Here is an 11,571-nt window from a genome sequence, read left to right on the forward strand (position 1 = left end):
TATTGCATATCCTCTAAAAACATAAGCCCCATTTTCAGAAAATGAACTTAAGAACTGGCATTATGATAAAAGAAATGCTAATTTAGCATCCCTTAAAAAAAAGAAAATATGAGCTCGGAAAAAGATGCAAAACTAAAAGCCCTAAAGTTAACCTTGGATAAGTTGGACAAGACTTACGGAAAAGGTGCCGTAATGAAGATGGGCGACAGCGTAGTAGAAGATGTTGAAGTAATCCCATCCGGTTCATTAGGTCTTGATATAGCCTTGGGCGTTGGCGGTTATCCAAGAGGTAGGGTAATTGAAATTTACGGTCCTGAATCATCTGGTAAGACCACTTTGACCTTACACGCCATTGCCGAAGCCCAAAAAAATGGGGGCATTGCAGCATTTATTGATGCTGAGCACGCTTTTGACCGTTTTTATGCGCAAAAACTTGGTGTAGATATAGACAACCTTATCATTTCTCAACCGGATAACGGGGAACAAGCTTTAGAAATAGCCGATAACCTGATCCGTTCTGGCGCGATTGATATTGTTATTATTGACTCCGTTGCCGCATTGACTCCTAAAAGTGAGATAGAAGGTGAGATGGGAGATTCCAAAATGGGTCTTCATGCAAGGTTAATGTCTCAGGCATTACGTAAACTTACCGGATCTATAAGCAAAACCAATTGTACGGTTATTTTCATTAACCAACTACGTGAAAAAATTGGGGTAATGTTCGGTAATCCAGAAACTACCACGGGTGGAAACGCCTTAAAATTCTATGCTTCGGTTAGACTAGATATTCGTAGATCTACACAGATCAAAGATACGGACGGAGGTGTTCAAGGGAACAAGACCCGAGTGAAAGTGGTGAAAAACAAAGTAGCTCCACCATTCAGAACAACGGAGTTTGATATTATGTATGGTGAAGGAATCTCTAAGGTTGGTGAAATCATTGATCTTGGTGTTGAATATGAAATCATCAAGAAAAGCGGTTCATGGTTTAGCTATGGCGACACCAAACTAGGGCAAGGCCGTGATGCCGTAAAGTCCCTATTATTGGACAACCCAGAACTTTTTGAAGAACTAGATGCAAAAATCAGGGCAGCCATTAAAGCGCTGAAAGAATAAACTAAAAGGGTCTACCTTATTGTTACGCCGCTAATAGCAACGATCAACCGTTGTTTTTAGCGGCGTAACTCTTTATTGCTAGTATAGAACCACTCCACGCAACCCTTACCAATATTTTTCATCTAGTAAATAAAATGCATTACCATGAAATCATACCTTAAACTTTTTGGTTTAGCCTGTGCACTTGCCCTTGCTTCTTGCAGCCTTAATGATGACGGCGTAAATTTTCAATATACATCACTCAATATTACCGGAGCAAGTTTACCGGATACATTTGAACTAGGACGCGTATACAATGTAGATGTAAACATCCTAAGGCCAAATGATTGTACGCTAATGGACCAGTTTGATGTAAAACGTTCGTTTACGGACTCTACCCAAATTAGAACCATATCCGCAATTGGTATTACACTGGACAAAGAGGAATGTATTGAGATGAACGACAGTCTGCAGGACGCTTTTCAATTTGAAGTACTTTATACCAAACCATATATTTTCAGATTCTATACTGGTGACGATTCCACAGGGGAACCTGAATTTTTAGAAATAGAAGTACCTGTAAAAGAATAATTATCTTTAACCTTAGTCATTCACTATTTCTAAAAAACAAGCACGTAGTTTACATGCTTTAATAATACAATGCCAATTGGGTCTAGAAGAGCTCATAATTAACTGTAAGAAAGGAAACAGACAGGCACAGGGACAATTGTACCGGGACTATTCCCGTACGTTGTTCGGTATCTGCCTTAAGTATTCCCGCAACCGAACGGAAGCGGAAGACAACCTACACGACAGTTTTATGGTTATCTATGAAAAAATTGGACAGTTTAAACACAAAGGCTCTTTTGAAGGTTGGTTAAAACGTATAACCGTAAACACCGTTCTTCAAAAATACCGTAAGGAGGAACATTTAAGCTTAGTAACTGAAAATACCGAGGAAATAGAACCAGAAGTAGATGGGGATTATGAGAACCTAAGCCTGGACACCTTGTTAAAACATATACAGGAGCTTCCGGACAAATACCGTCTTACGTTTAACCTATATGTTCTTGATGGATATACCCATAAGGAAATAAGTGAACTTTTAGGCACCTCCCAAGGCACCTCAAAAAGTAATCTGGCCAGAGCCAGAAACCTGTTAAAAGAAAAAATAGAGATTACAAAGAATAAAGCCATCATTGGCCTGCTCATCTTCCTTTTGATAGGATTTTGTGTATGACCCTTGAAAAATAGTACATCAAAAAAACAAAATACCAAGTACCTAAGCATTGCATAATGAGTAAAAAAAATATAGATAATCTGTTCCAAGAGAAGTTTCGCGACTTTGAGGAAGTTCCGGGCGATAGAGTCTGGAACGCCATTGAGGCTTCTTTGGACAAGAAGAAAAAGAAAAGGGTCATTCCTATCTGGTGGACCCTGGGTGGTGCAGCTGCAGCTTTGGTCATTGCGCTTTTGGCGTTCTATCCAACCTCTCCACAAACCATAGATTCCAACGGTATAACCAATACTGATGAAAATGAAGAGCTACCGGACAATAGCAAAAAAAATACCAATGAGTTTATTTTAGATTCGTCCGAAAAGGAAAGTACTGTAGTTTCTTCCGATGCTAAAATTGACCCAGAAAAAAAGCAGAATGTTGAATCCTATGCCAACACTCAAGAAAATGGTGACCCCCAAAGTTCAAGCTTAGAAAAAGATGAACAGACCGTAGAAAAGCGCACGCTTAAAAATCAGAATGTTACACCGTCTAAAAGCACAGAGTTAGCTCAGAGCAACAAAACTAAGGATGCTTTAAAAACGAAAAACGAGACCAACCAACAGGATGAAAGCCCTACTGATTCCAGACTTGTAAGTAATGAGACAGGTGTTGATTCGCCTGACACAGCTAACTCCCCGACAAATCAAAAAACAGGTTCTACCATTAGAGATAAAATGGAATCTACAGATTTGGCAAAGGCCGAACAACAAGGTTCTGTAAACCTTGAAACAAATAAGAGCGACGCGCAAAACTCGGTTTTACATACTGAAATAGCCGAAAGCAACACAGACTTACCCAAAAAATCTTCCCAGGAAAAGAAATCCATTTTTGATGAGATTGAAGCCAAAGAGGAAATTGCAACTGTAGAAAAAACAGGCCGTTGGTCCGCAGGGCCCAATGTTGCCCCAGTGTACTATAATGCTATTGGCGAAGGTTCACCCGTCAACTCCATTTTTAATGAGAACTCAAAATCCGGTAATACCAATTTTAGTTACGGTCTTACCGTGGCCTATGCCCTAAACGATAAATTGAGTATTCGCTCAGGAATAAATAAAGTAGACTATGGGTACGACACCAACGATGTTGGCTTTTCATCTACCTTGCAAGAAGCTTCAACTGACAAACTAAAGAATATTGATTATGCCAGTACTGCAAAAAACATAGTAGTAACGAGCCAAAACAGTAATTTTAACAGCTTGTCCAACTCGGATGCCATGTTTGCCTTTGAAGTGACCAACGCCAACACCAATCAACGAAGCGGGACTATGGCACAGCAATTTGGATATCTAGAGGTACCTTTGGAGTTGGATTACGCGCTAATTGACCGTAAGTTTGGATTAAATATTCTGGGCGGGGTTAGTTCGCTGTTCTTAATAGATAATTCCGTGACCTTAACTTCTGGCGAACTAACTACAGAAATAGGTGAAGCCAACAACATAAATTCTGTAAACTTTAGCACCAATGTTGGGTTTGGTGTCAATTACAAGTTCACACCAAAAATACGTTTTAATGTAGAGCCGGTTTTTAAATATCAACTGAATACCTTTTCAGATGTATCCGGAGATTTTAGGCCTTTTTCGATTGGGGTATACAGTGGTCTCAATTTTAAATTTTAAAGGCTTGCTGTACAAACAGTTTCTAAAACGGAACTATTCTTTTATTTAAACTGATGAAACAGAAACTACAGATTTTTAAAGCGGTAGCCATTCACTCTAGTTTTACTAAAGCGGCGGAGCAACTCTTTATATCCCAACCTGCAGTTTCCAAGGCCATCCGCAGTATAGAGGACGAATACAAAACCACCTTTTTTCTGCGAAAGCGAAACTCCATTGAACTTACTGAAGATGGAAAAGCCTTTTTGGTTTACGCCAATAGAATATTGGAGATTCATGCAGAAATTGAAAATCAGTTTTTACATCAAAAGGAACATATTCCAGACGCCATTCATTTTGGCGCTAGTACTACTTTGGTAAACCATATTGTGCCAAAAATCATTGCCAAATTCAGAACACAGCACCCACACACCAATTTTGATATTAAAAGCGGTAATTCTGAAGAGATTGAGGAGTTTATACTCAACCAACAATTAGATTTTGGTATAACCGAAGGCAGCAACACCAATAGAAAACTTCATTATGAAAAGTTTATAAAAGATGAAATAGTATTGGTTACCAGCGTTAAGAACAGTGCTTTTAAACAAAACACCATAAGTACGGACGTACTGCAAAAACTCCCCATGATAGAGCGTGAAATGGGCTCCGGAACCCGAGAAATTATCTACGGTTTTCTTAAGGAACACCATATTAAAAAGCTAAACAGTATTGTAACCCTTAACAGTACCGAAGCCATAAAAAACTACCTCTACCATTCTGACACTTTTGCATTGCTCTCCGTTCATGCGTTAAATGAAGACCTCGTTTCCAATAAACTCAAAATCATCGACATTAAAAATGTTACCATTGAACGCTGGTTTTATTTTGTATCAAGAACAGGTTACCAATCTAATGTAATGGACTACTTTCAAAAATTCGCACGGAAAAACTATAACTTTTAGTTATTTCAAATAGCATTTTAAATTGCTTAAAAGTAATTTAACGGGCTTACTTTTGTAACATCAGAAAATATGATGGTATGAAAGATAGAATGGCAAAAGCAGTATTTTTAGGTATAGCACTTATCGTTTTCAGCGGATGGGTCAATAGCCCAACTGCCCTGCTACTCGGTTTTGGATTCACCCTATTTTTTAACAACCCTTTTAAAGCATATTGCCACAAGGCTATACACACCTTTCTAAAGATATCTGTTGTGGGTCTAGGTTTTGGTATGTTTTTAAAAGAAACCTTAGCAACAAGCAAAGAAGGCTTCACCCTAACTTTTTTATCAATTCTCCTGACTGTTTGCCTTGGTTTTTTACTCACAAAGGTTTTAAAACTGGACACCAAATTAGGCCATCTCATTACTTCTGGAACATCAGTTTGCGGTGGTAGTGCCATAGCCGCCATATCTCCTGTAATAAACGCTAAAAGCAGGGTTATTAGCATTGCGCTGGCCGTTGTGTTTCTATTGAATTCCGTGGCATTGTTCGTTTTTCCGGCAATTGGTCATTCCCTACACCTAACTCAACATCAATTTGGGCTCTGGTGTGCTGTAGCCATACATGACACCAGCTCTGTAGTAGGTGCGGCCATTGGTTATGGTGATGAAGCCTTGAGAATAGCCACAACGGTAAAACTTTCTAGAATGCTTTGGATTATACCATTGTCCCTTCTTTCTATGTTCGTTTTTAAAACTAAAGGTGAAAAAGTAAAAATGCCCTACTTCATTCTATTTTTTATAGGGGCCATTATAGTCAATAGTTATCATCTCATTCCCGCACCTGCTACGGGGTTTTTAGTTGCCACTTCCAAACATCTTTTGGTATTGACCTTATTTCTTGTAGGTTCAACAATTTCTATTGGGGATTTAAAGAAAACGGGGGTACGCCCCATGCTTTTGGCATTGCTTCTTTGGATATTCATTTCCGCTTTGTCCCTAGCATATATATTGTACTAAATCCGGGAGGCTATTATTGGGACTGAAGTTCTTTTAGAATTACTTTTCTTACGTTCTCTCTTAAGCTTGATTTATCGGATTCCGAGAGATTATCGGTCTCGAAAAATTGGTGCACTTTGGCACGAGTGCGGCCTGGGCCACCACTGAAGAACGAAAAAGAGAATCGCTTTTTATTGTCATGAAAGGTCATAGGAACCACCGGTATTTTATGGGCTATGGCCATTCTAAAGGCACCGTCCTTAAAATCGTCCAAAAGAATACGCTCGTCATCCGGTACACCTCCTTCTGGAAAAATACAGATACTCAATCCTTGGCCCAACCTCTTTTGAGCACGTCTATATACCGCCGTTCTACTCTTGGCATCCGAACGGTCTACCATAATGCAGACCCTTTTGTAGAAAAAACCGAAAAGCGGAATCTTCGCCAGTTCTTTCTTGCCCACAAAAACAAAAGGGTTTTTGCTAATGTAGAGCATCAACATAATATCTAACATACTGGTATGATTCGCCACCAACATATAGCTCTTTCGCTTTTCTATCTTCTGTTCAAAAATCACCTTTGGTGGACAACCCATACCGTACAAAATTGGGGTGGCCCATAGGTTCCGTGCCAACCAAAAAAACTGTGGATACCACTTCTCGCTAAGCGTGGTCAGCAACAAAAAAGGAAAAAATATGAGGATGGGCAGAGCTACTAAAATGTAAAACCAAATGCGGTACAGGGTGTAGCCAATTTTTTTGAGTATTCCGAGCATAAAATCAAAAGTAACAATTTTACGAGGTATAATGCATTTCTTTTATCTTTGGGCTTCTTTGAAAATAAGCAAATGGCAAGAATCTTAACAGGAATACAAAGCACGGGCACTCCACACCTAGGAAATATCTTAGGCGCAATCATGCCCGCAATAGAAATGGCGCAAGACCCAAAGAACGAATCGTTTTTGTTCATTGCGGATATGCATTCGCTCACCCAGATTAAAAATGCGGAAGAATTACGTAGAAACACCTATGCCATAGCTTCAACATGGCTGGCTTTTGGTTTGGATATAGACCAAACTGTTTTTTATAGACAAAGCGATGTACCACAAACTACTGAGCTTTCTTGGTACCTAAGTTGCTTTTTTCCGTTTCAAAGATTGACTTTGGCACATTCGTTTAAGGATAAGGCAGACCGCTTGGAGGATGTTAACGCCGGATTGTTTACCTACCCTATGTTAATGGCTGCGGATATTCTTTTATACGATGCCAATATTGTACCCGTTGGGAAAGACCAGATGCAGCATCTTGAGATTACCCGTGATGTAGCTTCTCGTTTTCATGCGCAACTAGGGGAAACCTTTGTTCTGCCCGAAGGTAAGGTTCAGGAAAGTACCATGTACATTCCCGGTACCGATGGAGAGAAAATGAGTAAGAGTAGGGGCAACCTGATCAATCTTTTTCAGACCGATAAAAAACTAAGGAAACAGATCATGGGCATACAGACGGACAGTACGCCTATGGAAGAACCAAAGGACCCGACTAACGACAACGTTTTTGCCTTATATAAAATATTGGCCTCTCAAGAACAGATTGAAGAAATGAGTGCCAACTACCTTGCAGGAAACTACGGGTATGGCCATGCTAAACAAGCCCTTTACGAAGTAATCGTAAACAAATTTGGTGATGCACGGGAGAAGTATGATTACTACATGAACAATACTAAAGAAGTAGACGAAGCATTGGCCATAGGTGCTGAAAAAGCCCGCAAAGTTGCCGATGGCGTACTGGAAAGAGTACGGGAAAAACTGGGGTATTAAGTTTTAACAAAACCGACTTTAGAGTCGGTTTTGTTTTTATAGCGCATTTAGGAAATCTAAAATTGTCTCGTTTTCAAGAGGTTTTTCATCGATTAAGCCCTTAAAAACCTACTTTAAGCTCGTATCAAACCTATTTACAGACTAGCCGGTCGGTAGTCTTCTCTATCATTTTTTAATTTTTGTTAAATGGCCTCGAACAGTTTTCCGGGCAATGGGCGGATAACTCCTTTCATTTCCATATTCAATAAGGTAGATGACACTTTAAAAATAGGCAACCGGCATTCCAAAGCTATGCTGTCTAACAATTGCTTTCCATTTTTGTGCAAATAATCATAAATGGACTGTTCAGTTGGTTCAAGTTCAACAAAAAGTTGCTTTTGAATAGTTTGAGGCTCCTTCTCGGCAATATTCCAACCCAAAAGATAAATCAGATCAGCGGCCGAAGTCAGCATATGTGCCTTTTGCTGTTTTATTAAATTATTGCACCCAGAGCTGTACTTATCCTGAGCCCTTCCCGGTACGGCAAACACATCCCGATTGTAGCTGTTGGCAATATCTGCGGTAACCAAGCTACCTCCTTTTTCGGCAGATTCAATAACTACAGTAGCTTCGCTCATACCGGCAATAACCCGGTTTCGCTTTAAAAAATTCTCCCGGTCAGGATTACTTGTACTTCTGAACTCCGTGTAGAACCCACCATTTTTCTCCACATCACGAATATATTTCTCATGAGTTTTTGGATACATTTGGTTGAGGCCATGTGCCAAACAGCCTATGGTTTGCAAACCATGTTTTATGGCAGCCTTTTGAGCAGTAATATCCACGCCATAGGCAAATCCACTAACGATTATGGGGTTCAACGGAGCCAAGTCTTCAATGAACTTTTCGCAAAATGCGGTGCCGTAACTTGTTATTTTACGCGTACCAACAATACTAATGAGTTTCCGGTTCTCTAAGTTGATATTTCCCCTTTTATAGATCAGCACCGGACTATCTATACAGTGTTTTAGGTAACTGGGGTAATCCTCGTCCAAAAAATAAGAGAACCCAATGCTGTTTTTCTCAATATACCCATACTCCTCCTCTGCGGCCTCTTGGTATTCTACATCGTAAAGTCCTTTTAAAGCATGCGTACCAACACCATCTATTTTTAAAAGATTTTGGCGCTTTTCTTCAAAAACAGCTGTTGCGCTGCCACAATGTGCAATAAGTTTTTTTAAAGTTACATCACCAATTTTAGGGGCACCTTGCAATCGTAATACTGCAAGCAATTCATCTGTAGTCATTTATATATGCGTCAAAGTTATCCACAAAATACACATTTTATAATGTTAATAAAAAGTTATGTAGGGGCTGGTCTGCCCTTTTAATTTTTTCCATATTTGCGCTATATGGGATTAGAACGCTATATATCTGAGTTAATGTATCGCTACAACTGTGTAGTTGTGCCAGGTTTCGGAGCATTTTTAACCGAACAAAAATCTGCTGTTATACATGAAAGTACCAACACTTTTTATCCTCCGGTAAAAACGGTTTCATTCAACCAGCAATTATTGTCCAATGACGGACTTTTAGTTTCCTATGCCGCCGAAGCAGAAAATGTTTCTTTTGAGCAGATGCTTGAAGAAGTAGGCGAAATTGTAGGTGAATGGAAAGCAGACCTTAAGAAAGGCAATCAATTAAGATTGGCCGATATTGGAACGCTATGGTACAGCTCAGAAGATAAGATTCAGTTTCAACCTTCAGGCAATGTAAACTACCTGACATCTTCCTTTGGTATGTCTTCTTTTGTTTCCGCTCCGGTTACCCGAGAAGCGTTAAAAGAAGAAGTTCTTCAGCTTGAAGAAAAAATTCCGTTTGCTTTCACACCTGAAAAACGTGAAACGCTTACGCTCCGTCCTTATTTAAAATATGCGGCCGTTGCGCTAGTTGCTTTAACGCTAGGTGTTACCGGATTCCAATTTTACAAATCCAACGAAAACAACCAACAACTGGCCCGTCAAGAAGCGGAACAACAGGTATCCAAACGTATTCAAGAAGCAACCTTCTTTGATGCGCAGCCATTGGAATTGCCTACAATTACACTAAAAACTTCTAAAAAAGCGGTTTCGGAGCTGGCGGAAAAGCGTATGCACCATATTATTGCTGGAGCTTTTAGATACCGTACCAATGCCGACAAGAAAATAGAGCAATTAAAACTTAAGGGCTTTAATCCCTCTTATATAGGTACAAATCCTTTTGGTCTATATTTGGTTGCCTACGATAGTTTTACGGACTCTAACAAAGCCTTGGAAGCACTACGTGAGATTAAGCGCACTCAAAAAGACGCTTGGTTAAAATCCGGTCACTAAAACCAACTTTGTATCATCAATCCTTTTTGAAAAAGCTTATTTTTCAAGCTTTTAAATTTACCTTTTACAACTTAGAAAAGGTTCTTCTTTGGTGCCCGTTAAAAAAGGTATCTTTGCCAAAAAATTGATTTATGCAGGCTAAAAATCCCCGTGATTCTAGAACCGTAATGACCGATATGGTACTCCCTAGTGAGACCAACCCCTTAAACAACCTATTTGGAGGTGAGCTTTTGGCTCGAATGGACCGTGCCGCTAGTATTTCTGCACGCCGCCACAGCCGCCGCATTACCGTTACCGCATCTGTAAACCATGTGGCATTTAATCAATCTGTACCCGTTGGAAGTGTACTTACAGTAGAAGCGGCCGTTTCACGTGCTTTTAAAACTTCTATGGAAGTGTATATTGATGTTTGGATGGAAGACCGTTTTACCGGCGAAAAATCCAAGGCCAATGAAGCCATCTATACCTTTGTAGCAGTAGATGATACCGGAAGACCTACTGTTGTTCCTCCGTTAGAACCTGAGACAAAACTGGAACAAGAACGCTTTGAAGGCGCTCTGCGCAGAAAACAGCTAAGCCTTGTTCTAGCAGGCAAAATGAAGCCTAATGAAGCTACAGAACTAAAGGCTTTGTTTACACAGTAATCCTCTGTTAGAAATCAAAGTTATCGGGATCAGGTCCGCTGCGTTCACCTTTATCCAGCCCATCTAGATAAACTACATCGGCTTCTGACAGTTCAAAGTCGAAAATATCAGCATTGGACTTGATTCTGTTTTCATGTACAGATTTTGGAATGGCAACAATGCCCTTCTGCAAATTGTAGCGCAATATAATCTGTGCAATAGATTTGTTGTATTTAGCAGTAAGTGGATCAAAATTATTGGAATGCCCTTCAAAAACTTTTCCCTGCATAAAAGGTGACCAAGATTCGTACTGAATTCCCTTATCGTTACAGAAATCTATTAAATCCTGTTGAACCAAGTAGGGATGGAACTCCATTTGGTTTACCGTTGGAACAATTTCTGCAGTTTCCAATAAATCTTCTAAATGGTGCTGCAAAAAATTACTGACTCCAATGGCCCTAATCCGTTTTTCGCGATATAGCTTTTCCATGGCACGCCAAGTATCCTTATATTTTCCGGCAACCGGCCAGTGAATCAAATATAGATCCAAATAATCTACACCCAAACGCTCTAGGCTCTCCTCAAAGGCTTTTAAGGTGCTTTCATAACCTTGGTCCGCATTCCATAGTTTAGAGACCAAAAACACCTCTTCACGGGCCACATTGCTCTCCTGAACACCCTTACCTACTCCTTCTTCATTTTTATAGGCCGAAGCCGTATCTATATGTCTGTAACCACCATTCAATGCATTCTTAACAGCATCTATTACCTCTTGCTCATTATCCGCTTGGTACGTGCCCAAACCAAGGTATGGCATTTCTACTTTATTGTTTAACGTAAATGTTCCCTGTAAGTCTGTTATCTTCTTCATAGCAT

12 protein-coding genes are annotated in these 11,571 nt (G+C 39.8%); 9 read left to right on the forward strand and 3 right to left on the reverse strand.

Features of this window, described 5'->3' with window-relative positions:
* The first annotated feature begins 108 nt into the window (after window positions 1-108).
* The 6 genes from recA (at window position 109) to KO513_RS10725 (ending at window position 5,926) form a co-directional block, all read left to right on the forward strand.
* The gene (recA, locus tag KO513_RS10700; RefSeq protein WP_215436558.1) at window positions 109-1,116 is read left to right on the forward strand and encodes a recombinase RecA; all 1,008 of its coding nucleotides are present in this window, start codon (window positions 109-111) and stop codon (window positions 1,114-1,116) included.
* 144 nt (window positions 1,117-1,260) lie between these two features.
* Window positions 1,261-1,686: a hypothetical protein gene (locus tag KO513_RS10705; protein WP_215913370.1), complete on the forward strand. Its 426-nt coding sequence runs from the start codon at window positions 1,261-1,263 to the stop codon at window positions 1,684-1,686.
* Between the two features lie 76 nt (window positions 1,687-1,762).
* Window positions 1,763-2,335, forward strand: coding sequence for an RNA polymerase sigma factor (locus KO513_RS10710; RefSeq protein ID WP_215913371.1), 573 nt, complete (start codon window positions 1,763-1,765; stop codon window positions 2,333-2,335).
* Between the two features lie 56 nt (window positions 2,336-2,391).
* On the forward strand, window positions 2,392-3,990 hold the full coding sequence (locus KO513_RS10715) for an outer membrane beta-barrel protein (RefSeq protein ID WP_215913372.1): 1,599 nt from the start codon (window positions 2,392-2,394) through the stop codon (window positions 3,988-3,990).
* Window positions 3,991-4,043: 53 nt separating this feature from the next.
* Window positions 4,044-4,928 carry a LysR substrate-binding domain-containing protein gene (locus KO513_RS10720; RefSeq protein WP_215913373.1) on the forward strand — a complete coding sequence of 295 codons (885 nt, stop codon included), beginning with the start codon at window positions 4,044-4,046 and terminating at the stop codon, window positions 4,926-4,928.
* A gap of 77 nt (window positions 4,929-5,005) precedes the next feature.
* On the forward strand, window positions 5,006-5,926 hold the full coding sequence (locus tag KO513_RS10725) for a YeiH family protein (protein WP_215913374.1): 921 nt from the start codon (window positions 5,006-5,008) through the stop codon (window positions 5,924-5,926).
* 13 nt (window positions 5,927-5,939) lie between these two features.
* Here the strand turns inward: KO513_RS10725 and KO513_RS10730 are convergent, their stop codons facing one another.
* On the reverse strand, window positions 5,940-6,680 hold the full coding sequence (locus KO513_RS10730; RefSeq protein ID WP_215913375.1) for a lysophospholipid acyltransferase family protein: 741 nt from the start codon (window positions 6,678-6,680) through the stop codon (window positions 5,940-5,942).
* Between the two features lie 72 nt (window positions 6,681-6,752).
* Between KO513_RS10730 and trpS the strand changes: the two genes are divergently transcribed.
* Window positions 6,753-7,721 (forward strand): tryptophan--tRNA ligase, encoded by a 969-nt coding sequence (gene trpS / locus KO513_RS10735; RefSeq protein WP_215436579.1) that lies wholly within the window; start codon window positions 6,753-6,755, stop codon window positions 7,719-7,721.
* Window positions 7,722-7,903: 182 nt separating this feature from the next.
* On the opposite strand, the gene dprA is transcribed toward trpS, so the two are convergent.
* Window positions 7,904-9,007: a DNA-processing protein DprA gene (dprA, locus tag KO513_RS10740; RefSeq protein ID WP_215913376.1), complete on the reverse strand. Its 1,104-nt coding sequence runs from the start codon at window positions 9,005-9,007 to the stop codon at window positions 7,904-7,906.
* A 105-nt stretch (window positions 9,008-9,112) separates the two neighbouring features.
* Between dprA and KO513_RS10745 the strand changes: the two genes are divergently transcribed.
* Together KO513_RS10745 and KO513_RS10750 are read left to right on the forward strand one after the other, a co-directional pair.
* A complete protein-coding gene (locus KO513_RS10745; protein WP_215913377.1) occupies window positions 9,113-10,072 on the forward strand; it encodes an SPOR domain-containing protein in 960 nt (319 codons plus the stop codon).
* 131 nt (window positions 10,073-10,203) lie between these two features.
* Complete coding sequence (locus KO513_RS10750) at window positions 10,204-10,716, forward strand: acyl-CoA thioesterase (RefSeq protein WP_215913378.1); 513 nt, start codon at window positions 10,204-10,206, stop codon at window positions 10,714-10,716.
* A 7-nt stretch (window positions 10,717-10,723) separates the two neighbouring features.
* On the opposite strand, the gene KO513_RS10755 is transcribed toward KO513_RS10750, so the two are convergent.
* A complete protein-coding gene (locus tag KO513_RS10755) occupies window positions 10,724-11,566 on the reverse strand; it encodes an aldo/keto reductase (RefSeq protein WP_215913379.1) in 843 nt (280 codons plus the stop codon).
* Window positions 11,567-11,571: the final 5 nt, after the last annotated feature.

This window comes from Zobellia sp. B3R18 (assembly GCF_018860715.1).
Classification (GTDB): Bacteria; Bacteroidota; Bacteroidia; order Flavobacteriales; family Flavobacteriaceae; genus Zobellia; species Zobellia russellii.

Bases quoted from the DNA above. Each gene is read 5' to 3' on its own strand.
- KO513_RS10730 (WP_215913375.1), bottom strand. From the start codon at position 6,680: ATGCTCGGAATACTCAAAAAAATTGGCTACACCCTGTACCGCATTTGG.
- trpS (WP_215436579.1), top strand. From the start codon at position 6,753: ATGGCAAGAATCTTAACAGGAATACAAAGCACGGGCACTCCACACCTA.
- KO513_RS10755 (WP_215913379.1), bottom strand. From the start codon at position 11,566: ATGAAGAAGATAACAGACTTACAGGGAACATTTACGTTAAACAATAAA.
- dprA (WP_215913376.1), bottom strand. From the start codon at position 9,007: ATGACTACAGATGAATTGCTTGCAGTATTACGATTGCAAGGTGCCCCT.
- KO513_RS10745 (WP_215913377.1), top strand. From the start codon at position 9,113: ATGGGATTAGAACGCTATATATCTGAGTTAATGTATCGCTACAACTGT.
- KO513_RS10705 (WP_215913370.1), top strand. From the start codon at position 1,261: ATGAAATCATACCTTAAACTTTTTGGTTTAGCCTGTGCACTTGCCCTT.
- KO513_RS10750 (WP_215913378.1), top strand. From the start codon at position 10,204: ATGCAGGCTAAAAATCCCCGTGATTCTAGAACCGTAATGACCGATATG.
- recA (WP_215436558.1), top strand. From the start codon at position 109: ATGAGCTCGGAAAAAGATGCAAAACTAAAAGCCCTAAAGTTAACCTTG.
- KO513_RS10715 (WP_215913372.1), top strand. From the start codon at position 2,392: ATGAGTAAAAAAAATATAGATAATCTGTTCCAAGAGAAGTTTCGCGAC.
- KO513_RS10720 (WP_215913373.1), top strand. From the start codon at position 4,044: ATGAAACAGAAACTACAGATTTTTAAAGCGGTAGCCATTCACTCTAGT.
- KO513_RS10725 (WP_215913374.1), top strand. From the start codon at position 5,006: ATGAAAGATAGAATGGCAAAAGCAGTATTTTTAGGTATAGCACTTATC.